The organism is Methylophilus sp. 'Pure River' (assembly GCF_046765995.1).
Taxonomy (GTDB): Bacteria; Pseudomonadota; Gammaproteobacteria; order Burkholderiales; family Methylophilaceae; genus Methylophilus.
This window is the reverse complement of the sequence record NZ_JBKOUE010000002.1, coordinates 194,327-219,180: the sequence shown is the minus strand read 5'-3', so window position 1 is coordinate 219,180 and position 24,854 is coordinate 194,327. Positions and strand designations below refer to the sequence as shown.

Here is a 24,854-nt window from a genome sequence, read left to right as displayed (position 1 = left end):
ACGTCGCTGATCGACAATTAATTCTTCTGGATGATTTCCTGCGCCAGCTCCAAATAAGCCTGCGCACCTTTGGAGGAGCGATCATACAGCAATACCGGCATGCCATAACTTGGCGCCTCCGCCAGCCGCACATTTCTCGGTACGATGGTTTGATATACCTTTTTACCAAAATGGCTGACCAGTTGTGCCGATACCTGCTGCGCCAGCATATTGCGGTTATCGAACATGGTCCGCAACAAACCTTCTATCTCCAGTACCGGATTTAAGTGAGCACGCACTTTCTTGACAGTATTGACCAGGTCTGACAAACCCTCCAGTGCGTAGTACTCGCACTGCATCGGAATCATCACCGAATGGGCGGCAGTTAAAGCATTCACCGTCACCAAATTCAGCGACGGCGGGCAATCAAGCAATACATAATCATAGGCGTCATCGCCCAGTTTAAGGATGGCATTCTTCAAACGTGTTTCACGCGCCATTTCATTCACCAACTCAACCTCAGCCCCTGCCAGGTCACGATTAGACGGGGCGACATCAAACTTGGCAGCCTCAGCATGCACGATTACCTCTTGCATGGTTTTATTGCCGATGAGCACCTGGTAAATACTGTCCTTTAAATGCGTTTTGTCAACGCCACTGCCTGTACTGGCATTACCTTGCGGATCCAAATCAACCAACAATACTTTTTTACCATGCTCTGCCAGGCTGGCAGCCAGATTGACGCAAGTGGTCGTTTTACCAACGCCACCTTTTTGGTTGGTGATTGCGATTATTTTCATTATGTATTCTCAAACACAATTAAATGCCGTTCTGCCTGCAGGTTTGGCACCTGCAAACGGATGACCTCTGTGGGCAACACCGCAGCCTGTTGCAGCTCATCGGTTGGCACCACCCCCTTCATCGCCAACCAACGGCCATGCGGCGCGATCAAATGCGTCGTCAACTGCTTAAACAAAGCAATATCAGAAAAAGCACGCGAGACAATCTGCGTAAAAGGCGAGGGTGGTTGATAAGCCTCCACCCGACCATGCACCACCTGCGCATTCGACAAACCCAACTCAGCCTTTACCTGACGCATGAAAATCGCTTTTTTCTGCACTGTATCGATAGTAGTCACCGCTACATCCGGTCGTGTAATCGCCACTACCAGTCCAGGTAAACCACCACCGCTACCCACATCCAGCAGATTTCCCGGCTGAATATAAGGCAACACACTCAAACTATCCAGCAAATGCAACACCAGCATTTCTTGCGGATCGCGCACGGCTGTCAGGTTGTAGACTTTATTCCATTTTTGCAGCAACGCCAGATAAGCGAGACACTGCAGCTGCTTTTCCGGCGTCACTATAGATTGTAAACCAAGCGCCTCCACTCCGGCGGCTAATTGCGGCAACAAATCATCCATCATGCGGCTGCAATATCGCCAGACTGGCTTTGCTTTTTATGTTTACGCTTGAGATAAACCAACAACAGTGAAATCGTCGCCGGCGTAATGCCTTGTATGCGGCTAGCCTGACCTATCGTTTCCGGTTTTTGTGCTAATAATTTCTGGCGCGCCTCATTACTCAGGCCATGCACATCGTTGTAATCGATCGCATCCCCCAGTTTGATATTCTCACTATTTTTCTGGCGCGAGATTTCTTCATTCTGCCTATCAATATAACCTTGATACTTGGCTGCGATTTCTACTTGCTCCAATACATCCTCAGCCAACACCTCTGGAGCAGGCACCAAGTCCAACAGTGACTGATAGGCAATTTCCGGCCGACGCAATAATTCGAACAATGAATACTCATGCTCCAAAGGCTTACCAAAAACAGCGACCTGTGTTTCACGTGAAACAATTGTATGTTGTCCTGCGGGTTGGCCATTATCCGGCTGCAAGAATGTACGTTTCAACCTGGCTTGTTCACGCGCAACCGCTTCCTGTTTTTTACAGAACGCTTCCCAACGCACATCATCGACCAAGCCAAGCTCGCGGCCTTTTTCCGTCAGACGCATATCGGCATTATCTTCACGCAACTGTAAACGATATTCTGCGCGGCTGGTAAACATACGGTAAGGCTCATTCACTCCTGTGGTAATCAAGTCATCCACCAGCACCCCAAGGTAAGCTTGTTCGCGCGAAGGGCACCAGCCTTCTTTGTCCTGCGCAAATAGTGCGGCATTTGCCCCTGCGAGCAAACCCTGCGCAGCAGCCTCTTCATAACCCGTAGTACCATTAATTTGCCCGGCAAAAAACAAGCCACGCACAGTTTTTGTTTCAAGAGTCGACTTCAAGCCTCTAGGGTCATAATAGTCGTATTCAATAGCGTATCCGGGGCGCAAGATATGCGCATTCTCCAAACCACGAATAGAGCGCACCAACGCCAACTGAATATCAAATGGCAAACTGGTAGAAATACCATTAGGATAAATTTCGTGTGTGGTTAGGCCCTCAGGCTCCAGAAATACCTGATGGGACTCCTTATCTGCAAAGCGATGAATTTTGTCTTCTACCGAGGGACAATAACGCGGCCCCACACCCTCAATCACTCCGGTGTACATAGGCGAGCGGTCCAGACCACCGCGGATAATGTCATGCGTTTGTTGATTGGTATGGGTAATCCAGCAAGGTAATTGCTGCGGGTGTTGTGCTGCATTACCTAAAAAAGAAAATACCGGTACTGGCGTATCACCAGGCTGCTCAGTCATGACACTATAATCAATGGAACGACCATCAATACGTGGAGGGGTGCCGGTTTTCAAGCGCCCGGCCGGGAGGCCAATTTCACGCAGGCGCGCAGCAAGCGAGATGGCTGGCGGATCTCCGGCGCGACCAGCGCTATAGTTTTGCAAACCCACATGCACCAAGCCACCCAAAAACGTACCTGCCGTCAAGACAACGGATTTTGCGTAAAAACGCAGGCCAATTTGCGTAACGACACCGGCAGCACGATCACCTTCCAGAATAATGTCATCCACCGCTTGCTGGAACAGCCACAGGTTAGGCTGGTTTTCCAGGCGGTGGCGAATAGCGGCCTTATACAGGATACGATCAGCCTGGGCGCGCGTCGCGCGAACCGCCGGGCCTTTGCTGGAGTTCAAGATACGGAACTGTATGCCACCCTCATCAGTGGCCGCCGCCATAGCGCCACCAAGGGCATCAACCTCTTTCACCAGGTGACCTTTACCTATGCCGCCAATAGAAGGGTTACAGGACATTTGTCCCAATGTTTCAATGTTGTGGCTTAACAACAGCGTTTTCTGCCCCATACGGGCGGCCGCCAGCGCAGCCTCGGTACCGGCATGGCCGCCACCCACCACAATGACATCGAATCGATCAGGAAAGTCCATCATAAAGAATCTTGAACTGTTTGATTTAAAAAGAATTGTGATTTTAGCGTAAACTAATCAAATGGTCATTTAATTCGCTGCTTTGATACACTTGTTCCATGTTTTAATATGGATTGATACGGTCTTAATACAAAATTATTACGGTTTAATACAAATCAATTACAAGCAGGCCATATTTACTTAACATAAAAAGAATAGAATTTTTTAAAACAACCAAGGAGCTCTTACCATGAAAATCAAAACAATTATTGCTACATTCGGGGTCTTGTTTTCTGTACACGCAATGGCTGATGTGACCAATGCCGAAAAACTGGTATACAAGTACACCAACATTGCACACTCCGCTAATCCTATGTATGAAGCACCTTCTATTACAGACGGTAAAATTTTCTTCAACCGCAAGTTCAAAACACCTAGCGGTAAAGAAGCAGCTTGTGCATCCTGCCACACCAACAATCCAGCCAACGTGGGCAAAAACATTGTGACTAACAAAGAAATTCCACCATTGGCACCACGTGTTAACACCAAGCGCTTTACCGACATTGATAAAGTGGAAGATGAGTTCACCAAGCACTGTAACGACATTCTGGGTGCAGATTGCTCACCTTCAGAAAAAGCCAACTTTATCGCTTATCTGTTAACAGAAACCAAACCTAGCAAATAATCTAAATGCTACGGTATGTCTGGGATCCTTTCATCAGGATCTTCCACTGGTCTTTAGTGGCGGCGTTTGGGTATGCATTTTATACCCACGCCTCCATGTGGGACCGCCTACATCATGCTTATGCAGGGTATGTCGCTGGCACACTGATCGTCGCGCGCATTATCTGGGGATTGCTTGCTACCGGCTACGGCAGCTTTCGCAGCTTTCCACTGAACCCGGTGTGGGCAGTCAAACACCTATTCAAGCTACTCAAAGGCACAGCCCGACACTACATTGGCCACAACCCAACAGGCTCAATTGCCATTTACGCCATGCTAGGCTTGGGTATCATCACTGTTGGCTCCGGTTGTATCGTTTACAACAATGGCTGGGGCATCATTGATGACGAGATGAGCCAGGTGCTACATCACTATGCCACTTGGACCTGGCTGGCAGTGGTGGTGGTGCATGTATTCGGGGTTATTTTTGAAAGTTTTATTAATCACGACAACCTGATCTGGGCCATGATTACCGGCTGCAAGCGTGTGTGCAGCATTGATGAGCGCTTTAATGAACGCAATACGCCATTCCCAAGAAAAAAAACCCGCTAATGCGGGTTTTTATTTACCGATACAAAAACGGCTGAAAATTTCCCCTAGTAAATCGTCGGGGGTGAACTCACCTGTAATGGTTCCCAGCGCCTCTTGCGCACAACGCAACTCTTCTGCCACCAACTCAGCCGCATGCATTTGCAACATGGCTTGATCCAGATGCTGCTCAACTTCTTCTAGCGCTTGTAAATGACGCGCCCTGGCCATAAACACACCTTCGCCACCAGGCTGATAACCCACAATTTCCAGAAGCGTTTTTTGCAGGCTGGCAATACCATCGCCTGTCTTGGCCGATAAAAACACGTGTTGCTCATTTTCGTGTTTTTCAATGCGCGATGTTTCACGTGAAACATCTATCTTGTTATGCACCCAAACTTTTTTCACTTCTGGCGGTAATTTGTGCAAAATGGCCTTTTCCTGCGCGCCAATGCCATGCTGGCTATCCACGAGCAATAACGCCACATGCGCAGTTTCTATCGCCTTCCAGGTGCGAGCAATGCCTACTTGTTCAACCGTGTCTTCAGTCTCGCGCAAGCCTGCAGTATCAATCACATGCAAAGGCACGCCTTCAATCTGGATCACACTCTTAATGGTATCGCGCGTGGTCCCTGCAATCGGCGTCACAATAGCCACCTCTTCGCCAGATAGGGCGTTGAGCAAACTAGACTTACCCACATTAGGTTGCCCAATGAGTACGACATTGATGCCTTCACGCAGCAAGACACCTTGCTTGGCTTGGTGAAAAATATGCTGCAAGGCCGCTTGATTTGCCTGTAGCTTTTCAAGCACCCGGCCCTGGGTAATAAAATCAATCTCTTCTTCAGGAAAATCCAGGCAAGCTTCAACATACATGCGCAAATCAACTAACTGCTGCAACAAAGTCTGTATGGCTTGTGAAAACTCACCCGAGAGCGAGCGCACAGCACTGCGTGCAGCTTCTACCGTCGCCGCATTGATTAGGTCCGCAACCGCTTCTGCCTGCGCCAGGTCGAGTTTGTCATTTAAATACGCACGCTGGGTAAACTCACCGGCTTGCGCATGACGCGCACCACACTCTATGCAACGCGCCAGCAAGATTTGCATCAAGGCAGTACCGCCATGGGCTTGCAGCTCAAGCACATCTTCGCCGGTGTAGGAGTGTGGATTAGGGAAGTAAATGGCGATACCACGGTCAATTAACGTGGTATCCGCTTGCAAGAAAGGCAGGTAGGCCGCATGCCGCGGGGCAGGGCAGTGGCCCAGGATTTGTGTAGCGATATCTGCAGCCAACGGCCCAGATACCCGCACCACACCAATACCGCCTGCGCCTGGTGCGGTCGCAATGGCGGCAATGGTGTCTGTAGTTAAAGCGGCCTGATTATTTGCCATGCCCTTTTTTTGCCACAGCTTCAGCATGAATCATGCGGTTGATCGCCCATTGCTGCCAGATAGACAGAATGTTGTTCACCAACCAGTACAACACCAGGCCAGCAGGGAAGAAGAAGAAGAAAATACTGAATGCCACTGGCATGATTTTCATGACTTTGGCTTGAATCGGGTCGGTTGGTGGCGGATTCAAAAAGGTTTGAATAATCATGGTCGCGCCCATCAACACCGGCAATACAAAGTAGGGGTCAGTGGCTGACAAATCCTGAATCCAGCCAAAAAATGGCGCATGGCGCAACTCAACTGAGCCCAGCAATACCCAATACAATGAAATGAACACTGGAATCTGCACCAGGATAGGCAAGCAACCACCCATTGGGTTGATCTTCTCGGTACGGTACATTTCCATCATCGCTTGCTGCAGTTTTTGCTTGTCATCGCCAAATTTGTCTTTCAGCGCTTGCATGCGTGGGGCAATTTCACGCAAATGCGCCATATTGCGGTAACCGGAAGCAGACAACTTGAAGAAGGCAGCCTTGATCAGAATGGTCAACACAATGATGGCAATACCCCAGTTTTTCACCAGTTCGTGAATATGGGTCAACAACCACATCAATGGTTTGGCAATCACCGTCAGAATGCCGTAATCCACCACATATTCCAGGCCAGGCGCAGCAGCTTCCAAATCCTCTTGGGCTTGTGGGCCACTGAACAGTTTTGCATCTACCGTTTTACTGCTACCCGCAGCAATTTCACCCACAGGCAAAATGGTACCGATAGAGAAGTCATGTTCACTCAGCTTGGTCGTGTAGAACTTACGCTCAGCCGTGGATTGCGGCACCCAGGCACTGACAAAATAATGTTGTACCAAGCCTACCCAGCCATCTTTAGCATTAATCGACACATCTTTTTTGGCCATTTCATCAAATTTGACCTTGTTATATTTATCCGCTTCGGTGAAATAAGCACCACCGGTAAACGTCGGCATCATTTTAGAGCCCTGGTTAGACTCATTATCATGAATAATCTGGTAATACACTGACGGTGAAATTGCTTTATCGCTGTTGTTTTTGATTTCATACTGTACATCGATCAGGTATTGGCCACGGTGGAAGCGATACACTTTATCCACAGCCACACCATTGGTTTCTGGTGCAGTTAAACGCACTTCCAATGTGTCCTGGCCTTCTTGCAGGCTGTAATTGGTCTCAGCCGCTGTAAACGTTACATAATGCGTAGGTAATCCATCGCCTTTTAAACCGGTTTGCGCCACATACAACTTATCTGCACTGGCATCACTCATGAGCTCATAAGGTCCCGAGTTATCGTCCGCTTTATGTTCCAGCAAAGACAACTGACGCAGATCACCGCCAACCGTATCAATCACTGCCGCATAACGGTCTGTTTTCACCGCGATGCGTGAACCCTGGCTGAGTTTAAAACCATTTTCCTGTGGTTTGTCAGCAGGGGAAGTTTGCACCGCCTCTTGCTGTGCAACTGGCGCAGGCGCGTGTTGCTGTTGCCAGGCGTCCCATAACAACATAATTGAGAAGGAAAAGATCACGAACAGAATTAAACGGCGAGTATCCATAAGGTTTCGTTTTTACAGGTCAGGGAAGGGGATCCACACCACCGGGATGCCACGGATGACAGCGGCCAATGCGGCGCAAAGCTAACAGGCTACCATGCCAGGCACCATAGCGTTGTAATGCCTCAATGGCGTAGTGTGAACAGGTTGGATGAAAACGACACTGACGGCCCAGCCAGGGGCTTAAGCCCCACTGGTAACATTTCACTAATGTAATCAGTATCGTTTTCATCAGTATCGTTAAGAAACGGGCGCAGTTTTTTTCAGTCTAGCCAGCAATTGTGACAAATCACGTTGTATGGCCGGAAAATCTTCGTGTTGAAAAGCCTTGCGTACTTGTAACACAACATCAAAGCCATGACTGGCCAGAGAGGGTTGTGCCCGCAACAATTCTCGCAAAACGCGCTTCATATAGTTGCGCTTGACCGCCAGTTTGGCGACTTTTTTCGACACGACCAAACCGTAGCGATGATGGTCTTGCTGGTTAGGCATGATGTTGGCAAACAGCCATTCACCATAAAACCGTTTCCTGAAACTAAAAACGGATGAAAATTCATCCGTTTTTTTTAGCTTGTACAATGTCATGCATTGAGTTTCAAGCAATGCATCCGTCAGGGATTACAGACCCAGACGTTTACGACCTTTAGCGCGACGAGCAGCAATCACTGCACGGCCACCTTTGGTTTTCATGCGTACCAGAAAGCCATGGGTACGTGCACGACGGGTTTTGGATGGTTGATAGGTACGTTTCATTATTAAACTCCTGCCAAAAGTGGCAATTAAACTCTAATCCGGCAACGCTGATTTAACAGTGAATATTTGCCGATTTCAAAAACCCTTAATTAAACAGCAAATCGCAACCTTATGTCAATGATTTTTTTTATTTTTTTATAGGCCATGGCTGTGGATAACTCAGGTCAAAACGTTTAGAATGTCTGCAACAGGTCAAGGTGATAATCGCCACACGACCACGTCTTCTGCCACTCTTCCCGGCAATTATAACGAATAAACGCAAACAGCGCCTGAAACACGGAAACGGGCTGACTTTTTGCTGGCACTTTTAAAAAGCACTGGAGCAATGGAAAATTTTTGGGCTTATTGTTTGCTCAAGTTCGAAAAAGAACTTTCTGCACAACAATACAATACCTGGATTAAACCCCTCAAAGCACGCGTCAATGGTGAGGCGGTGCAGATTGTCGCGCCTAATAAATTTGTCATGCAGTGGGTTAAAAGCAAGTTTTTTACCCGCATTGCCACCATTGCTACCGAATTATCTCCCACTGCCGTCGTTGAACTGATCGTAGATACCAGTGAGCAGGCTGCACCTGCACCAAGCACCCCTGCGGTTAAAGCTACTCCCACTGCGCAATCTCCAGTAGAAGCAGTGGTAGCTGCTGCCACTCAAACCACCAGGGTTATTGATAAAAAACCAGTGAGCAACCGCGCGCCGGCCAAACATCTCAAATCAGAGAAAAGCAGTGGCTTGAATGACAGTTTCCTGTTTGATAACTACGTCACCGGCCGTGCCAACCAGTTGGCACGTGCTGCAGCGATTCAAGTAGCAGGCAATCCAGGTCAGGCGTATAACCCCTTGTTTATTTATGGTGGCGTGGGCTTGGGCAAAACCCATTTGTTGCAGGCAATTGGCAATGAGCTGAAAAAAGCCAAGCCAGAAGCCAATATACGCTACCTGCACGCTGAACGTTATGTGTCTGACGTGGTGAAAGCTTACGAAAACAAAGCGTTTGACGAGTTCAAGCAGCAATATCACTCTCTCGATTTATTACTGATTGATGATATTCAGTTCTTTGCCAAAAAAACCCGCACCCAGGAAGAGTTTTTCTACGCGTTTAACACGCTGATTGAAGAAAAAAAGCAAATTGTCATTACTTGCGATACTTATCCTAAAGAGATCGCAGACATGGATGAGCGCCTGCGCACGCGTTTTAGCTGGGGCCTGACCGTGGCCGTTGAACCGCCAGAGCTTGAAATGCGCGTTGCGATTTTGCGCAAAAAAGCCGAAAACCTCAAAATCAACCTGCATGAAGATGTGGCTTTCTTTGTTGCCAAGCAAATTCGCTCCAGCGTACGTGAACTTGAAGGTGCACTGAACCGTATTATTGCCATGGCCAACTTTACTGGCCACGCCATTGATGTCCACCTGGCCAAAGACGCCTTGCGCGACCTGATCGCTGTGCGCGGCCGCCAGATCACGATTGAAAACATCCAGAAAACCGTCGCTGACTACTATAAGATTAAAGTCAGCGACATGTTTAGCAAAAAACGTTCACGTAATGTGGCCAGGCCGCGCCAGGTCGCAATGTCACTGGCACGTGAACTGACCAATCATAGTTTCCCGGAGATCGGTGAAGCGTTTGGCGGGCGCCATCACACGACCGTGATGCATGCCTGTGAAGAAATTGAACAATTACGCTTAAATGACCAGACATTAGCGCGAGATATTGGTTTGCTGACACAGGTCATTCGTGACTAGCAAAAAAAATTTAACAAAATAAGCTGTGGATAAGTTGAGAATGACGTGTGTTTAAATATTGCGTATAGACTGGATAAAATCAGTTTACAATATCAGCCACAAATAATGCATGTTTAAACCGCAATTTATGCACAAGCTAAAATGTTTGTAAGTCTTTGAATTAAATTATTTTTTAGACTTACCCACAAAAAAGTTGCACATTACTATTAGTCTTATCTTTTATATATTGAAATAAAGTTATTAATCAGGTCAGGCCATGCAAATCAAAATCAACCGTGAGGTTTTGCTTAAACCCCTTAATAGTGTTACTGGCATCGTAGAGCGCAGACATACATTGCCTATCCTTTCTAATCTGCTGGTGAACATCAAGCAGCAGGAAATGCATCTGACAGCCACTGATCTGGAAATGCAGATTTCGCTGAAAGTGAATGGCGGGGTAGAGGGCGAATTAAGTACAACGATCTCTGCTAAAAAATTGCTGGATATTTGTCGCTCATTGCCAGATAGCGCATCTATTGAAATGAATAACCAGGACAACCGCATCACGCTCAAGGCAGGCAAGAGCCGCTTTAACCTGCAAACCTTGCCAGCCGCGGATTATCCTTTGATGAGTAAAGCCAGTGGCCAGAACATTAGTTTCAGCCTGGCGCAATCAGAGCTCAAGCGCTTGCTGAAACAGGTTGAATTTGCCATGGCGCAGCAAGATATCCGTTATTACCTCAACGGCTTACTGCTGGAAGTGAATGGCAACCAGTTGCACGTCGTGGGCACGGATGGCCATCGTTTGAGCTATACCAATACCACGCTGGATCAGAGCTTTGAAAAAACGGAAGTGATCCTGCCACGTAAAACTGTGCTGGAGCTGACCAAGTTGCTGGATGAGCAATCTGAAACACCTGTTGTCATTGATTTACTCAATGGCCAGGTCAGCTTTGAGTTTGGTGATATTCAACTGATCAGCAAAGTGATTGACGGCAAGTTCCCCGACTACAACAGAGTGATCCCAACCGGACATCAAAATACATTTATGGTGAACCGTGTGGCAATTTTGAGTGCCTTACAACGGGCTTCGATTTTGTCCAATGAAAAATACCGTAGTATTCGCATGGTGATCACACAAGGCCTGCTTAAGTTGATTAGTACTAACACTGAGCAGGAAGAAGCGGAAGAAGAACTGGAAATTGATTACAGCCAGGTTGCGCTGGATATTGGTTTTAATGTCACCTACCTGATTGATGTGCTGAATAACCTTGGCGATGAGCAAATTGAGTTTGCATTTGCCGATGCTAACAGCAGCTGCCTGATCACGGCGGCCAGCGATGCCAACTATAAATACGTTGTGATGCCAATGCGCATATAATGCCTGCACCCGTGTTTCACGTGAAACACGCCTGGCATGGATAATGTTGGACTTTTAAATCTCATTTAAAGAAACTTTTGTTATGGCACAGCCACAAGAATATAACTCAGACAGTATCAAGATTTTGGAAGGTTTGGACGCAGTACGTAAACGTCCCGGCATGTACATCGGTGACACGTCAGATGGTTCTGGTTTGCACCATATGGTATTCGAAGTGCTCGATAATGCGATTGACGAAGCACTGGCAGGCCACTGTGACGATATTAAAGTGATTATCCATCCGGATAACTCCATCAGTATTTCTGATAACGGTCGCGGTATTCCTACCGATATCAAAGAAGACGACAAACACGAACCTAAACGCTCTGCGGCTGAAATCGTCATGACCGAGCTGCATGCCGGTGGTAAGTTTGACCAGAATTCTTACAAAGTCTCTGGTGGTTTGCACGGTGTGGGTGTGTCTGTAGTGAATGCCTTGTCTGACTGGCTGAGACTGAAAATTTACCGCAAGGGCCAAGTGCACCAGATGGAATTCCATCGCGGCGTGCCACAAGCCCCTTTAACCATCACTGGTACTACCGACAAAAAAGGCACGGAAGTCCATTTCCTGGCATCGGTTGAAACATTTACCCTGGTTGAATATCACTTTGAAATTCTGGCCAAGCGTATCCGTGAACTGTCTTTCCTGAATAATGGCGTGAAGATCGAGTTGATCGACCAACGCACAGGCAAGTCTGAAAACTTCGCCTTTAGTGGCGGTATCAAAGGTTTTGTGGAATACATGAACCGTACTAAAACGGTGCTGCATCCAAAAGTGTTTTATGCCATCAGCGAAAAAGACAATATGACGGTTGAAGTGGCGATGCAATGGAACGATAGTTACTCTGAATCGGTACAGTGCTTTACCAACAACATTCCGCAACGCGATGGCGGCACGCATTTGACGGGTTTGCGTACCGCGATGACGCGTACCTTGAATCAGTATATTGAGCAAAACGAATTCGCTAAAAAAGCCAAGGTCGAGACTACTGGTGACGATATGCGCGAAGGCATTACCTGCGTGCTGTCTGTTAAAGTGCCTGATCCCAAATTCTCCTCACAGACCAAAGACAAACTGGTGTCCAGCGAAGTGCAGCCAGTGGTGTCTGAGATTGTGGCGGCCAAACTGGCAGAGTTTCTGGAAGAAAACCCGGTCGATGCCAAAATTGTTTGTGGCAAAATTGTAGAAGCGGCGCGTGCGCGTGAAGCGGCACGTAAAGCGCGTGAAATCACCCGCCGTAAAGGCGTGATGGACACCATGGGCCTGCCAGGTAAACTGGCTGATTGCCAGGAAAAAAATCCAGCCTTGAGCGAACTCTACTTGGTCGAGGGTGACTCTGCGGGTGGTTCAGCCAAACAAGGACGTGACCGTAAGTTCCAGGCGATTTTACCTTTGAAGGGTAAGATTCTTAACGTGGAAAAAGCGCGTTTTGACAAACTGCTGGGTTCACAAGAAATTGCCACGCTGATCACTGCCATGGGCACCGGCATCGGCAAAGACGACTTCAACCTGGAAAAACTGCGTTATCACCGCATTATCATCATGACCGATGCGGACGTCGACGGTGCCCACATCCGTACCTTGTTACTGACGTTCTTCTACCGCCAAATGCCAGAGCTGGTCGAAAACGGCCATATCTACATTGCGCAACCACCGCTGTATAAAGTCAAACAAGGCCGCGACGAGCGCTACCTCAAAGACGAACACGAGCTGGATGAATACCTGCTTAACTCAGCCCTGCGTGATGCCGTGCTGGTGACCAAAGAAGGCGGCGACATCCTGAAAGACGACGCCCTGACCAGCATCGCCAAACAAATGGTGCTGACAGAAGCCGTGATCCGCCGTATCGCCAACCTGTATGACGAAAGCGTGTTACGCGCGATCCAGGATTTAGGTGACCTGGATTTGAGCACAGAGTCTGCAGCCAACACTGCTGCTGAAAAACTGCGTCCTATCCTGGGTGCGGTTGGTTCAGAAGTCATCGTGGCACAGGACACAGAAACCAGCGCCTACCGCCTGGAAGTGAACAAATACGTGCATGGCAACCTGCAAAGCTGCGTGATTGATGCCGAGTTTCTCAGCAGCGGCGATTACCGCCAGATCAACCGTACCTCAAATATGGTCAACAACCTGTTGGGCGAGGGCGCATTGATCAAGCGCGGCGAGAAAGAGCAAAAAGTCAGCACCTTCAAACAGGCACTGGACTGGTTGCTGGGCGAAGCCAAACATAACCTGAATATTCAGCGTTACAAAGGCTTGGGCGAGATGAACCCGGAGCAATTGTGGGAAACCACCATGGACCCAACTGTGCGCCGCCTGCTTAAAGTGCAAATTGAAGATGCCATCGGTGCCGATGAAATCTTCACGACACTGATGGGGGATAACGTGGAACCGCGCCGCGCGTTTATCGAAAGCAATGCGCTCAGTGTCAGCTCACTGGATGTTTAACGAAATGTAGGTTCGCAGAAATAGTGAAAACTTTTGTAGGTTCGCAGAAATAGTGAAAACTTTCGCACAATTGTGAAAACTCAGTTGTGCGAATTTTTTGAAAATGATGGATATAAAATCTTTTAAAAAATTTGGGTTGCTAAAAAAGCTTCCTATATAGGAAATAATACAATATTTATATAACTAATTTTCCTTATAAAACAATAACTTAATCAACATTTTTGTTGAGAAAATAGTCCCGGTGATGTAATCTTTCTGTTCAAAGATTATTAAATCCGGGATTTTTTTTGAGCCCTTTTGCTGCACATCTTTATCAACTTCGCCAAAGACTTAAACTAAGTCAGCGAGAGCTTGCTGTACGTGTAGGTTACGAGCAAGGACTGATCTCTTCGCTGGAGTTAGATAAGAAATCCCCAACGGATGAGTTTGTAGAGAAACTTGTTCGCAAATTTAACTTGAGCTTAGTTGAAGCAGAAGAGCTGAGAAAGCTCGCAAGAGTATCTCAACGTAAACTTGTTATTCCAGCACAAATACCACCAGAAACATTTCATATGCTGCATCGCTTATGGAATGCCTTACCAGAACTCCAATCATCCGAGATACGCATTGTTGAAGAATTACTGACTTTGCGAGAGCAAAGAAGTCTTGCTTTAAAAAGCGTGAATGGCGAAGAGGGGAGGCCAAAAATGTAAAAGGGGACAAACTTTTCAGCTTGCCCCCTTGGCTTCAGAGACGTAGTACCTGAAGACTGAGAACCTTAAGTATCTCTGCGAGCCTTGCGGGCGTCAAGTAGTAAATTCAATTAGCACCTCATAGAAAAAATCAGGTTTTCACCTGATCAAAGGCTTCTTTACGCCTTAAAAATGAGGATGTTCTGACCTAACCGTAAGGACTGACTATGACTGCACGTAAGGCTGTAACCCGTTCAGGACGGGGAGTGAGAGGGTATAGCGCCTCACTGAAAATGAGAAAGATGATTCCATGGGAGTCCACTTTAGAGCGCGATGCTATTCTGATTTTAGAGTTTTCTCATGACGTAAAAAAGTATTCGGCACAACCTCAAAAATTCTATTTCTACGAAAACGATCAACAAAAATTCTGTTACCCAGATTTCAGGGCTGATAGAGCAAATCAAGATCCTACCCATATTGAAGTCAAACCATTGGCTAAATTGAAGTGCCCGATGCTGAGAGCTCGGCTGGCCACAATAAAGTGGGCGCATGAGGAGCAAGGATTTAATTATCAAGTTTGGGATGAAACCTTCATTAGACGAGAGCCAAGATTAACGAATCTAAAACTCTTGGCTTATCACTTACCAGGGATCAATGACGATCTTAACGATGCAGATGATGCATTCGAAAAACTCATCATTCTTCCTGCCAGGACTTTGGCTGGGGTCATTGCGATCTTAAAAGATGAACGCTTAGCATATAAGTTATTAGCGCTTGGTTATTTGATCTGCGATCTCGATCAACCAATCACGATGGAAAGTGTGGTTTATCTTCGGGAGAGAGATCAATGAAACACTTTGCATTTAGGAAGGGACTGGTCTTTATTCGTGATGAACAGAAATTCACGCTACTGCGGCGTTTAATGGATAGCAGTTTTCAACTGGAGAGTGAGGATGGTGAGCTAATCAAATGTAGTGAGGCAGAGATCATTCTTGGTTGTAGCCGTGGCGAGTGGATCATTGATGACGCTGAACTTGATGCCCCGTTAGTGATTGACCCAAAGATTTCTCGTGATCTTTCGACTTTCTCAGAAGAGGTGCAGCGTAAGGCCTATAGGAAAGATGAGTACTTGAGGCGGGTGACCGGTGGGCAGAAATTTGTGATGAATTACGAAAAGCTCGAAAAGCAAATTGCCCAGATTGCAGTCGAGCTGAATGATCCAAATCCACCTAGTGCTCTTAGCCTGTATCGCTGGAATAGAAAGAAACAAAAAGGGCGTGGCAGTACGGTAGATCTCGTTGATCGGTTTGAGCAACGAGGTCGCCGATTAAGTTGGAGCAAGACTGTTAAGGACATCGTTGATAAAGCGATCGAAGAGGTATATTTCAATCATCAGCTATACCCGAAGGGTGCGGTCGCAGAACTTGTTGAAACAAGGATCGGACAGTGGGTAAAGAAATTACCGCCTGACCACGAAATCAAGCTACCTTCGAAGTCATCGATTTACCGGTATATCGAGAAATTGGAGGCATACAATGTTATCTCGAGACGTCTAGGGAAGTCGGAGGCTGATCTTAGATTCAGGAGCGTGAAAGGCAAGCAGATAGCGACGCGTCTGTTGGAGCGTTGGGAGATCGACCATACTCCACTAGATATCTTAGTCGTTTGTGAGAAAAGCTTTAAGCCACTAGGGCGTCCATGGCTGACGATTACCATCGATAAGTATAGCCGGATGATTGTGGGCTTTTATCTGAGTTTCCGGGAGCCGTCCGCATATGCGGTATTGCAATGCCTGAAGCAAGCCATTTTGCCTAAGGATGAAATTCTGGCGGCTTACCCCGATATCAAAACACCTTGGCCAGCGAGAGGAATTCCAGAGACCATCGTGTGCGATAACGGCATGGATCTCCATGCCAATGCCTTAATGAGTTTCTGCCAGGAGCTGGGAATCCAAGTCCAGTTCTGTCCAGCGAAAACACCACAATACAAAGGCTCAGTAGAACGGGTTTTTCGAACAATCGAAGAAGGGCTGATACATCAATTACCAGGTACCGTGTTTGCCAACATTAATGCGCGTGGTGATTATCCATCGGAAGCAAAAGCCAGTCTGACATTTAGCGATCTGCAGCATCTGCTAATCAAATGGATCGTCGATATCTATCACCTCACTCATCACAGGGGGTTGGTATGACGACGCCTTTGGAAAAATGGCAAGCGGGGGAGCGTGAGCGGATTATCAAACATCCGGCTGAACCTGCATTGTTAGAAGTGATTGCTGGTCATCAGCAAACACGACGTGTATTTCATTATGGCTTGGAGGTAAATGGACTGCATTACAACAATGACCATTTACAAAAGCTTCGTCGGCAGTATGGGGAGGAGCTTAAAGTCGACTTCAAGTATTACGAAGATGATATGGGCTATATCCACGTCTTCGATCCTTTCGAAAAGCTTTACTTCAAGGTGCATGCGATACATTTTGAATATGCCGATGGTTTGAGACTGGTGCAACATCAATCCATTCGCAGTGCTTTGAGAGAGCAGCAAAAAGACCCTCATAACAGAGAACTCCTGCTTCAAAATAAACAAGAGCTGCAGCAGATTGTGACGTCAGCGATCCACCATAACAAAATGGGGAAACGAAAACGGCAAGCAGTTTTGCGAGGTAAGGACAGTCGATTGCCAAAAGCGGAAGTATTCACCTTGCAGGAAGAGACTTTTAACGAGGATGCTACTGAGGAAATCGACTTACCAAATTTCGAGATAGGTGAGCGTAAAAGCAATCAGAGAGGGGAGAGAGAATGATTTCAACCTCTAAAAACCATCTGCGCAGCGCTATAACGCGTTTTTCTATTCGAAACAGGATCATCTCCTACCCAAGATTCAAAGAAGCGCTGGAGCTCATTACACGATTGCATGTGCGGTCATTAAATACTGACCACCATGGAGGGTTACTAATCACCGGTTTATCGGGTGCAGGCAAGAGCACGATCAGGAATGAATACGAAGGGCGATATCCAAGAAAAGATCTTGGTGAAGTCACAGTCATTCCCGTTTTGACGGTAGATACGCCAGCCGGGCCCACCGTAAAAAACCTTGCGGAGACTATTCTTGTTGCGCTCGGTGATCCCATGAGTCACCAAGGATCTGCAGAACATAAAACGCACCGTATTTATTACTTCCTAAAGCTCTGCAAAGTGGAGTTATTGCTGATTGATGAATTTCAACACTTTGTGGAGCACGCGAAGCGCAATGAAACCTTGCGGGTAACGGATTGGCTCAAAAATCTGATTAATCAGGCACGCATCCCAGTCGTGTTATTTGGCTTACCCAAAAGCGAAGAAATTCTCAGGTTAAACGTGCAACTGGCAAGACGGTTTTCTGCAAGGTATTACTTGCGACCTTTCAATATCGAGAATGAAGAGGACATTGTTGAGTATCGAGGGGTGTTGAAGGTGATCGAAAAGGAACTGCCTCTGCCATCGGTGACATTAAGTACGTCAACCATGGCCAAGCGGTTTTACTTTGCAACCTATGGTTTGATCGATTACATCGGCAAAATCGTAGATGGTGCATTGCTGTTAGCTTTGTTAGAGAAAAGTGCACTCGTGACAGAAAAACATTATGCCGAAGCTTTCAAAGAGGAGGTGTGGCGAGATGTGCCCGATAAGTTAAATCCTTTTACAAGCAATGGATCGTTAAGACCGCTTACGAAAACAAACGAGCCTTTTGAGAACATGGTTGATCGGCACCAAGCTAGGGTAAATCGCGAAACCTTGGCTGAAGAGGCTGGCTTATGAGTACCATCACACCATTGATTTTTCGTCCTCAGCCGTTTGCGGATGAAGGTATGCAAGGCTTCATTTTGCGCTTGGCAGAAGGTAATCATGTAAGTCCTCCACGAAGACTTTGGAATGAAGCTACTCCGAGCCCCGATATATTGGTCAGGCTTTTAGGTTTAACCGATGCGCGTTGGACTGACAGACTATTCCGTCAACATGACAATAAAGGCAATCGCCCACTTTGGAATAGCAGGACACGTCGCTATTGCCCAGCTTGTCTTCATGAAAAACCTCATTGGCGACAGGGGTGGGAGTTGTCACTTATGACGGTTTGCACAGCGCATAGAGTCAGTTTAATTGAAATTTGTCCGAAGTGTGATCAAGTGCAATCATGGAAAAAAGGCAATTTACTAAGTTGCATTTGTGGGCACGATTTACGTCACTCAAAATCTCTTTCAGCAGATCAGAAAGAGCTGAAATTAGCCCAAGTATTAAATCACAAGGTATTTGGCCATGATTCAAGAATTCCAAACTTAAAGCTTTTAGAGTTGGAGCAACTACATTCGCTGATTGTGACCCTTGGGGTATATGGAAAGGCTGGAGTCAGTTCTGCTTTGCGAGAACAAAAGATCGATTCAATCGCTAGTGCTCAGCAATTGATGGGAACTGCTTCCGAAGTTTTACTTAATTGGCCCCAAGGATTTTATCGAATGCTGGATCAGATACAACAGTCGATGGGGGCAGATGAGTCGGCGAGTCTACCAGGTCGTTTCGGCAGATTTTATGGATATCTTTACGGCCATTACAAAGAACCAAAATACGGTTTTCTACTGCATGCCTTTGAAGAATATCTTGAGCAGAATTGGCGTCATTCGTTTGCTGAAAGAAATAAGCGTCTTTCCATGCCGTTACGCAAAAAGCATGTTTGGGTACCAGTAAAAACGATTGCGACTGAATTAGGTGCTGGTCTTAAGCAAGTCATCGCTTTGGTAAATAGCGGAAAAATAGAGAGTAGCCAAGTCAAGACAACAGGTGGACGCACGGTGCTTTGTATCAATCGTCAGCAAGTTGATGTGATACGTGGCATTTTGACAGATCGTGTCGATCTAAAAATGGCGAGTGAAATTTTAGGCATTAAGGAGCAGCGTGTACTGCAATTGGTGGATCACAAGCTACTGGGTAAAGTTATTAGCCCACAAGAAAGTGGCAATGGGCGTTGGCATATCTCCAGAGCGACTTTGGAGCAAATACTGATACTAGGCTCTGATTTGCCGGAGTTTAAATCAGCGGAACATATGGTGAGTTTAGGCCATGCGATACGCCATTTATTCACAAGACCGTACCTCTTCCCAGGAATAATGATCGCCATCATTAAAGAGGATTTACTACCTATTGCCGTCAATAAAAATGAAAAGGGCATTTGTGGTTGGACGTATGAACGTAAGGCTTTAGAGAGTTGGATAGCAGAGCAGATTAATGTCGAACGTAAAGGCGCTATGCCAATTGCTGCTGCGGCAAAACACCTGAAGATTAAAGAGGAAGTGATTTATCACTTGGTGCGGACAGGTATCTTAAAAACCATCGTAGAAGTTGACTCCAAGCAGCGGCTTGTAGCGTTAAATACTCTGGACGACTTTAAGCAATCTCATATTTTTGGGGTGGAGGTTAGTCGACAACTCAAGGTGAGTCCTAAAAAGTTATTTGAAATTCTAGCCAAGGAAAATGTTTTTCCGATCAGTGGCCATTGGATCGATGGCGGCAGACAAAATATTTACCTTCGCACAAGAGAGCTTGAGCGATTGATGAAAGGGGAATGTGATGATGCTATTTATTGATACCCAATACACAGATCTGGGTGATGGCGAACTGATCAGTCTTGGAATGGTGAGCAAAAATCTAAAGCATGAATTTTATGCTGAAAGGTTAGATTTCAATCGAGATGCCTGCAGTGAGTCGTTGAAAGCCAAAATATTTCCTCTACTTGGCAAAACGCCTGATGCTCAACTAACGGATTCGCAACTTTCGGAACGTATGTATAGCTGGTTCGGGAGTTTGCCTCAGAAAATTACTCTTGCCGGGTACTCTCTCGTGGAGCTGAATTTGATGTGGAATGCCTTCAATGGAAAGATTCCCTCGAATCAATTCACTGACTATTACTTACGAAAGCTAAATAAAAGTCGAGATTTTCATGAGGGTATTGAGAAGTATCTCGAACTGGAGGGGCGGTCGCCCTATCATGCATTAGATGCTGCTAGGGCTAAACAGGCTGGATGGAAGGCTTGGGAGATATCCCATCGAGAGTGGCTTGAACGATATAATCAAAAGACAAAATTTCTATAAAAAATAAAGCGGATACTTTTGATTAAGCGGGCTCTATCCTACAGCCCACGCCAACATTTGATCAACCGAAAGAGCATGTGGGCAGATTGCATATAGTCCATTAGTGCCTAAATCAGTATTAAAACGCGCCCACTCTCTTTCAGATTTTTCAGTGAGACCTAAATGGGCTTCGACATCACCTTGCTGCCAAAGCCATATTTCTTGAGCTAATAATTTTGCATGTAAGGAAGCGATGTGAGTTATTGCTCTTGGTTCTTGAGCGAGTATCACAAAAGCAGTGGCTGCCGGTACTACACCACTTTGTGGAAGTCCGTTACCACCAATAGTTATTTTTCCATTGGCGCTAAGATTAGCTAGAATGGATTTAAGCGCTGCAATATCAGAATCCGTAGCTTGGAGAAACCCATCTCGAATTGCTCCATTAAATGCATAGTCTAAATCTACAATAGCTTTAGATGGAATATCCATAGCAGCTAAGATTTCCATTGATTTCTTTGTATCATTAGCCCCGCTTTGAGCAACTAATGCGCATCGATCCTGCCCTAAACTGCGAGATCGAAGCGATTCGAAAATCGCCGGTAGTAATCGTTGTTCCGTTTTACCTTCTGTAAGTAAAACCTTATCAGCGAAAAGGACTTGGCTAGAGTTTCCCAGTGTGAATAATTGTTCCATTTGATGAGTGGAATTTGGAACAACCGTTTGAATGGCATCTTGTAATCGCTGTCTTACATGACTACCTCTTGCATCACTTTTTCTCATTAATAATGAGAACTGTGCATCAGAAGATGAAACAAGTTGAGCCGAGTGTGTTGAAAAGATGACTTGATATCCTGTATTGCCCAACGATTTGAGTGCTGCACGAACTTGTTCAACCGCAAAAGGATGCAGGTAAAGTTCAGGTTCATCAATTAATAATAAAGTAGTTCCTAATACTGGTGCAGCTGCACGTTTAACTTCTGCAAGATGTCTTATAAGCGCCATTTGAACAGAACGTTGTGTTCCATGCCCATAAGACGAGAATTCACGAGCCGTTGCGCCTCCCTCTTGCAAGCGCAGTGTACCTCCTTTAACTAAATCTTCGAATTTAGGTACCTCAAAATGAAGTTTGGCGCTAATCCCAGGAAATAAATCATTTATTTTTGTGCTAATTTGGCTCTCAATAGTCAAAAACTCAGCGAATCGTATGTCGCCATCTTCACAGACACGACGTGATATTTCCTGTAAAAAACCAGATAATTCGGCCTCATGCGCTGCTTTAACTGGAGCAATGAATTCGGCAAGTAACTTGCCAATGGTAGTTGTCGATTTTGATTTAGAAGCATCCTCAGCAGAGTCCTCCATTGCACCTATACGAATTGGATCCGGCATTAATGTACTTAAGGCATTATCAATTCCAACAGGGTTTGGACTCCACGTTGCGGTAGTGGGATTCCATACAGAAAGTATTATTTCGCTAACTTTGGTTGCAGAAGATGCTTGTGTGCGCTTAACTTTCAAGATCCCATTGTTTATATATGGATTAATTTGTCCTTGTTGCACTGCTGGCATGAGGCCGACGTGAGCAGGAGTTAATCCAGAAATAACACCAGTAACTTCTATCGGTTGGGCACTATTATTAAAGTCTGTTTTACCGAGTAGAGATCTCCTTAACAGCCATTGGATAGCAGAAATTGCATTACTTTTTCCGGAGTTGTTGTAACCAATTATTGGAGTATAAGTACTGAGTAGTAACTCGCAATTAGAGATTGATTTAAAGTTTGAGATATGGACGGATTCAAGCTGGATGGGCATTGCGCCTCCTGTTGTTATTTATTTTGTTCGCGGGATGCTCGTTGCTATTGCAGAGTATTAGCAATACTATGGAGAAAAAATTTTAACGCAATTATTTGGGCTTTGCCTACTCTTTCCAGATGGCTGACTACGACTTTTCAACTCTAAATGACAAAGAATTCGAAACACTTTGTACCGACCTTCTTTCAGGCGTGTATGGGCATAGATTTGAACGATTCAAACCAGGTAAAGATAGTGGCGTAGATGGCCGCTATTTTAAGGCAACTGGAGAAGAGGTAATTCTTCAGTGCAAACATTGGCAGATAACACCTCTTGAACGACTTGTTTCTCACCTTGAGAAAGTCGAGCGTCCAAAAGTCGAATTGTTAAAACCAGCCCGTTATATTTTAGCCGTATCTCATGCACTTTCTCGAGCTGATAAAGCAAGAATTCGCGACATTCTTAGCCCGTTTGTGGTTAGAGATGATGATATCTTGGGTAGAGAGGACTTAAATGATCTTTTATCGAAAGACCCTAAAATAGAAAGAAGGCACTACAAGCTCTGGATTCGTAGTACCTCAGTTCTTCAACATATGCTAAACAAGGCGATCCATGATCGAAGTGCATATTCGCTCGAAGAAATAATTAGAGACGCTAAGTTATATGTTCCAACCGAGTTGCATGAAATCGCAATAAAAAAACTCGAACAGCTTGGAGCCGTGATAGTGACTGGAGCTCCTGGAATCGGGAAAAGTACGCTAGCAAATCATATGGTCTTACACTATGTGGAAAAAGGTTTTCAACTAGTTCAGATAGCAGAGCGTCTTAGAGAGGCTGAAGATGCATATGTGAATGATGAAAAGCAGATCTTCTATTTTGATGACTTTCTTGGACGTAATTATCTTGAAGCGCTTTCAGGACACGAAGGTAGTCACATCATGCAATTCATTAGACGTATTACGCATGATAAGAGCAAACGATTTATTCTTACTTCCAGAACAACCATATTGAATCAAGGTAAAGCTTTAATTGATGTGTTCACTCAGAATAATATTAATCGTAATGAGCTCGAGGTTAAGATTGAATCTCTGAAAGATATCGATAAAGCTAGGATTTTATACAATCACATATGGCACTCAAGTCTTGCTATCGAATATGTAAATGAGCTATATCTGAATAAGCGTTATAGGACTGTAATCGAACATCAAAATTTTAATCCACGGTTGATTCGATTTATAACCGATGCCAATTCAGTTACAGATTACCCTGCAGAGCAATATTGGAGTTATACCACTAACTTGTTGAAAAATCCTGCTCGAGTCTGGGAGCATCCTTTTGAGGCTCAACTTGATGATTTTGGGCGAGGTATAGTTTTATTGGTGACCTTGAATAATCGCACAATTAGTGAAGATGTTTTAGCAGAGGCTTATGTACGTTTTGTTTCACGTCCTGAGAGCAAGGGAATGTCAGGCCGTAGAGATTTTTTACTTACACTTCGTCATCTCGTAGGGTCTTTTTTGAATAGAACGGCTACCGCTCGATCAAGTACAGTCACTTTGGATCTTTTTAACCCTTCCATTGGAGATTATGTGCTTCAAAGGTATTCAAAAGATTTGCCATCTTTACGAGTAGGGCTAATATCGCTTAGAAGTGCAAGTTCAATATCAACCTTGACAGGACTTGTTTCAAGTAAGTATGTATCAGAAGATCAAGCCGTTAGCTTGGCTAGCGACATATTAATTGATGCTATTTCAAATAATTTTGTTAGCTATTCTGTCGATCATCTTGCAGCTGCTGCAAATTTTCTGTTACGTAAACTAAGATCTAATGATGAAGCTGACCTTATCCAAAGCACAGCCGATTTTATTCTTCAAAATGAGCCATCATTCTATTTTGAGGATGCTGCCAATGTCGTTGAATGGGCTGCTAAAAATGGAAGCTTTGATCCTGAGTCGGTTGAAAAGTGGGTAAATATGGCATGTTCAAACTCGCCATTTCCTTCCGAGATTCATACTCTTTTTCAAATTATTGAAATGCTAGAAGAAGAATCTAAATTAAAACTTTTACCAAACATTGATGCCGCTACCGTTGAATATATTGCAAATCATGCAGCTGATGAATTTGATGCTAGTGAAGTGTTTGGAGATGCTAATCCAGACGATCTGCAAGCTGCAGAAATATCAATTCAGTTACTAGCACGTAAAAAATTAGAGGAATTTGGAGCTATTCCAAGTGAAAAAAACATTCAAGAGATTGTTGATTCTTATGACATAAATGGACAGGCTGAAAAATATTTTGCAAGTCATGAGCCAGACGAAGATTGGCGAGAGTATTTGAAAGCTGCACCAACGGATGAAATTGATGACTTATTCGAGCGTACGTTGTAAAAACGACAAATAGGCAATT

Annotated in this window: 22 protein-coding genes; 13 read left to right on the top strand and 9 right to left on the bottom strand. The window is 45.5% G+C overall.

The features are described 5' to 3' along the window. Positions 1-17: 17 nt before the first annotated feature. From ACIDE9_RS03310 to mnmG, 3 genes are read right to left on the bottom strand one after another with little or no spacing between them, the layout of a single operon-like run. Entirely contained in the window at positions 18-779 is a 762-nt protein-coding gene (locus ACIDE9_RS03310; RefSeq protein ID WP_228519651.1) for a ParA family protein, read from the bottom strand. Further along, the gene (rsmG, locus tag ACIDE9_RS03305; RefSeq protein ID WP_411992680.1) at positions 779-1,408 is read right to left on the bottom strand and encodes a 16S rRNA (guanine(527)-N(7))-methyltransferase RsmG; all 630 of its coding nucleotides are present in this window, start codon (positions 1,406-1,408) and stop codon (positions 779-781) included. Before rsmG ends, ACIDE9_RS03310 begins: the two co-directional genes overlap by 1 nt. Continuing rightward, positions 1,405-3,336 (bottom strand): tRNA uridine-5-carboxymethylaminomethyl(34) synthesis enzyme MnmG, encoded by a 1,932-nt coding sequence (gene mnmG / locus ACIDE9_RS03300; RefSeq protein WP_411992841.1) that lies wholly within the window; start codon positions 3,334-3,336, stop codon positions 1,405-1,407. The genes rsmG and mnmG overlap by 4 nt, the downstream gene beginning before the upstream one ends. Positions 3,337-3,565: 229 nt before the next feature. Here mnmG and cycA point away from each other — a divergent pair, with 229 nt between their 5' ends. Continuing rightward, positions 3,566-4,000 (top strand): cytochrome c'', encoded by a 435-nt coding sequence (gene cycA, locus ACIDE9_RS03295; protein WP_194742271.1) that lies wholly within the window; start codon positions 3,566-3,568, stop codon positions 3,998-4,000. A 5-nt stretch (positions 4,001-4,005) separates the two neighbouring features. Beyond that, the gene (locus ACIDE9_RS03290) at positions 4,006-4,590 is read left to right on the top strand and encodes a cytochrome b/b6 domain-containing protein (RefSeq protein WP_411992678.1); all 585 of its coding nucleotides are present in this window, start codon (positions 4,006-4,008) and stop codon (positions 4,588-4,590) included. Between the two features lie 9 nt (positions 4,591-4,599). On the opposite strand, the gene mnmE is transcribed toward ACIDE9_RS03290, so the two are convergent. The 5 genes from mnmE to rpmH are packed head-to-tail and all read right to left on the bottom strand — an operon-like array spanning position 4,600 to position 8,296. Next, positions 4,600-5,985, bottom strand: coding sequence for a tRNA uridine-5-carboxymethylaminomethyl(34) synthesis GTPase MnmE (gene mnmE, locus ACIDE9_RS03285; protein WP_411992676.1), 1,386 nt, complete (start codon positions 5,983-5,985; stop codon positions 4,600-4,602). Beyond that, positions 5,948-7,546 carry a membrane protein insertase YidC gene (yidC, locus tag ACIDE9_RS03280; protein WP_411992674.1) on the bottom strand — a complete coding sequence of 533 codons (1,599 nt, stop codon included), beginning with the start codon at positions 7,544-7,546 and terminating at the stop codon, positions 5,948-5,950. The genes mnmE and yidC overlap by 38 nt, the downstream gene beginning before the upstream one ends. Positions 7,547-7,565: 19 nt before the next feature. Beyond that, a complete protein-coding gene (gene yidD, locus ACIDE9_RS03275; RefSeq protein ID WP_232410957.1) occupies positions 7,566-7,775 on the bottom strand; it encodes a membrane protein insertion efficiency factor YidD in 210 nt (69 codons plus the stop codon). 8 nt (positions 7,776-7,783) lie between these two features. Next, positions 7,784-8,128, bottom strand: coding sequence for a ribonuclease P protein component (gene rnpA, locus ACIDE9_RS03270; protein ID WP_411992672.1), 345 nt, complete (start codon positions 8,126-8,128; stop codon positions 7,784-7,786). Positions 8,129-8,161: 33 nt separating this feature from the next. After that, positions 8,162-8,296: a 50S ribosomal protein L34 gene (gene rpmH, locus ACIDE9_RS03265; protein WP_018987191.1), complete on the bottom strand. Its 135-nt coding sequence runs from the start codon at positions 8,294-8,296 to the stop codon at positions 8,162-8,164. A 325-nt stretch (positions 8,297-8,621) separates the two neighbouring features. Between rpmH and dnaA the strand changes: the two genes are divergently transcribed. The 10 genes from dnaA to ACIDE9_RS03215 all read left to right on the top strand — a co-directional run bounded on the left by dnaA (position 8,622) and on the right by ACIDE9_RS03215 (position 20,678). Next, a complete protein-coding gene (gene dnaA, locus ACIDE9_RS03260; protein WP_411992669.1) occupies positions 8,622-10,037 on the top strand; it encodes a chromosomal replication initiator protein DnaA in 1,416 nt (471 codons plus the stop codon). A 256-nt stretch (positions 10,038-10,293) separates the two neighbouring features. Further along, complete coding sequence (gene dnaN, locus ACIDE9_RS03255) at positions 10,294-11,397, top strand: DNA polymerase III subunit beta (protein ID WP_194752525.1); 1,104 nt, start codon at positions 10,294-10,296, stop codon at positions 11,395-11,397. Positions 11,398-11,479: 82 nt separating this feature from the next. After that, entirely contained in the window at positions 11,480-13,885 is a 2,406-nt protein-coding gene (gene gyrB / locus ACIDE9_RS03250) for a DNA topoisomerase (ATP-hydrolyzing) subunit B (RefSeq protein WP_411992667.1), read from the top strand. Between the two features lie 287 nt (positions 13,886-14,172). Next, positions 14,173-14,577 carry a helix-turn-helix domain-containing protein gene (locus ACIDE9_RS03245; RefSeq protein ID WP_411992665.1) on the top strand — a complete coding sequence of 135 codons (405 nt, stop codon included), beginning with the start codon at positions 14,173-14,175 and terminating at the stop codon, positions 14,575-14,577. Positions 14,578-14,783: 206 nt separating this feature from the next. After that, positions 14,784-15,407 (top strand): hypothetical protein, encoded by a 624-nt coding sequence (locus ACIDE9_RS03240; protein WP_411992663.1) that lies wholly within the window; start codon positions 14,784-14,786, stop codon positions 15,405-15,407. Then, on the top strand, positions 15,404-16,747 hold the full coding sequence (locus tag ACIDE9_RS03235) for an integrase catalytic domain-containing protein (RefSeq protein ID WP_411992661.1): 1,344 nt from the start codon (positions 15,404-15,406) through the stop codon (positions 16,745-16,747). The genes ACIDE9_RS03240 and ACIDE9_RS03235 overlap by 4 nt, the downstream gene beginning before the upstream one ends. Beyond that, positions 16,744-17,361, top strand: coding sequence for a Mu transposase C-terminal domain-containing protein (locus ACIDE9_RS03230; RefSeq protein WP_411992659.1), 618 nt, complete (start codon positions 16,744-16,746; stop codon positions 17,359-17,361). The genes ACIDE9_RS03235 and ACIDE9_RS03230 overlap by 4 nt, the downstream gene beginning before the upstream one ends. After that, entirely contained in the window at positions 17,358-18,356 is a 999-nt protein-coding gene (locus ACIDE9_RS03225) for a TniB family NTP-binding protein (RefSeq protein ID WP_411992657.1), read from the top strand. Before ACIDE9_RS03230 ends, ACIDE9_RS03225 begins: the two co-directional genes overlap by 4 nt. Then, on the top strand, positions 18,353-20,173 hold the full coding sequence (locus ACIDE9_RS03220) for a TniQ family protein (RefSeq protein WP_411992655.1): 1,821 nt from the start codon (positions 18,353-18,355) through the stop codon (positions 20,171-20,173). The genes ACIDE9_RS03225 and ACIDE9_RS03220 overlap by 4 nt, the downstream gene beginning before the upstream one ends. Continuing rightward, positions 20,157-20,678, top strand: a complete 522-nt coding sequence (locus ACIDE9_RS03215) for a hypothetical protein (RefSeq protein WP_411992653.1) — start codon at positions 20,157-20,159, stop codon at positions 20,676-20,678. Before ACIDE9_RS03220 ends, ACIDE9_RS03215 begins: the two co-directional genes overlap by 17 nt. Before the next feature lie 33 nt (positions 20,679-20,711). Here the strand turns inward: ACIDE9_RS03215 and ACIDE9_RS03210 are convergent, their stop codons facing one another. After that, positions 20,712-22,469 carry an ATP-dependent nuclease gene (locus ACIDE9_RS03210; RefSeq protein ID WP_411992651.1) on the bottom strand — a complete coding sequence of 586 codons (1,758 nt, stop codon included), beginning with the start codon at positions 22,467-22,469 and terminating at the stop codon, positions 20,712-20,714. Positions 22,470-22,588: 119 nt separating this feature from the next. Between ACIDE9_RS03210 and ACIDE9_RS03205 the strand changes: the two genes are divergently transcribed. Continuing rightward, complete coding sequence (locus ACIDE9_RS03205) at positions 22,589-24,835, top strand: restriction endonuclease (RefSeq protein WP_411992649.1); 2,247 nt, start codon at positions 22,589-22,591, stop codon at positions 24,833-24,835. Positions 24,836-24,854 lie beyond the last annotated feature (19 nt).

Bases quoted from the DNA above. Each gene is read 5' to 3' on its own strand.
- cycA (WP_194742271.1), top strand. From the start codon at position 3,566: ATGAAAATCAAAACAATTATTGCTACATTCGGGGTCTTGTTTTCTGTA.
- ACIDE9_RS03230 (WP_411992659.1), top strand. From the start codon at position 16,744: ATGACGACGCCTTTGGAAAAATGGCAAGCGGGGGAGCGTGAGCGGATT.
- gyrB (WP_411992667.1), top strand. From the start codon at position 11,480: ATGGCACAGCCACAAGAATATAACTCAGACAGTATCAAGATTTTGGAA.
- rpmH (WP_018987191.1), bottom strand. From the start codon at position 8,296: ATGAAACGTACCTATCAACCATCCAAAACCCGTCGTGCACGTACCCAT.
- dnaA (WP_411992669.1), top strand. From the start codon at position 8,622: ATGGAAAATTTTTGGGCTTATTGTTTGCTCAAGTTCGAAAAAGAACTT.
- yidD (WP_232410957.1), bottom strand. From the start codon at position 7,775: ATGAAAACGATACTGATTACATTAGTGAAATGTTACCAGTGGGGCTTA.
- ACIDE9_RS03210 (WP_411992651.1), bottom strand. From the start codon at position 22,469: ATGCCCATCCAGCTTGAATCCGTCCATATCTCAAACTTTAAATCAATC.
- ACIDE9_RS03220 (WP_411992655.1), top strand. From the start codon at position 18,353: ATGAGTACCATCACACCATTGATTTTTCGTCCTCAGCCGTTTGCGGAT.
- mnmG (WP_411992841.1), bottom strand. From the start codon at position 3,336: ATGGACTTTCCTGATCGATTCGATGTCATTGTGGTGGGTGGCGGCCAT.
- ACIDE9_RS03215 (WP_411992653.1), top strand. From the start codon at position 20,157: ATGATGCTATTTATTGATACCCAATACACAGATCTGGGTGATGGCGAA.
- yidC (WP_411992674.1), bottom strand. From the start codon at position 7,546: ATGGATACTCGCCGTTTAATTCTGTTCGTGATCTTTTCCTTCTCAATT.
- ACIDE9_RS03225 (WP_411992657.1), top strand. From the start codon at position 17,358: ATGATTTCAACCTCTAAAAACCATCTGCGCAGCGCTATAACGCGTTTT.
- ACIDE9_RS03310 (WP_228519651.1), bottom strand. From the start codon at position 779: ATGAAAATAATCGCAATCACCAACCAAAAAGGTGGCGTTGGTAAAACG.
- ACIDE9_RS03290 (WP_411992678.1), top strand. From the start codon at position 4,006: ATGCTACGGTATGTCTGGGATCCTTTCATCAGGATCTTCCACTGGTCT.
- ACIDE9_RS03240 (WP_411992663.1), top strand. From the start codon at position 14,784: ATGACTGCACGTAAGGCTGTAACCCGTTCAGGACGGGGAGTGAGAGGG.
- ACIDE9_RS03235 (WP_411992661.1), top strand. From the start codon at position 15,404: ATGAAACACTTTGCATTTAGGAAGGGACTGGTCTTTATTCGTGATGAA.
- rsmG (WP_411992680.1), bottom strand. From the start codon at position 1,408: ATGATGGATGATTTGTTGCCGCAATTAGCCGCCGGAGTGGAGGCGCTT.
- mnmE (WP_411992676.1), bottom strand. From the start codon at position 5,985: ATGCTGAAGCTGTGGCAAAAAAAGGGCATGGCAAATAATCAGGCCGCT.
- ACIDE9_RS03205 (WP_411992649.1), top strand. From the start codon at position 22,589: ATGGCTGACTACGACTTTTCAACTCTAAATGACAAAGAATTCGAAACA.
- rnpA (WP_411992672.1), bottom strand. From the start codon at position 8,128: ATGACATTGTACAAGCTAAAAAAAACGGATGAATTTTCATCCGTTTTT.
- dnaN (WP_194752525.1), top strand. From the start codon at position 10,294: ATGCAAATCAAAATCAACCGTGAGGTTTTGCTTAAACCCCTTAATAGT.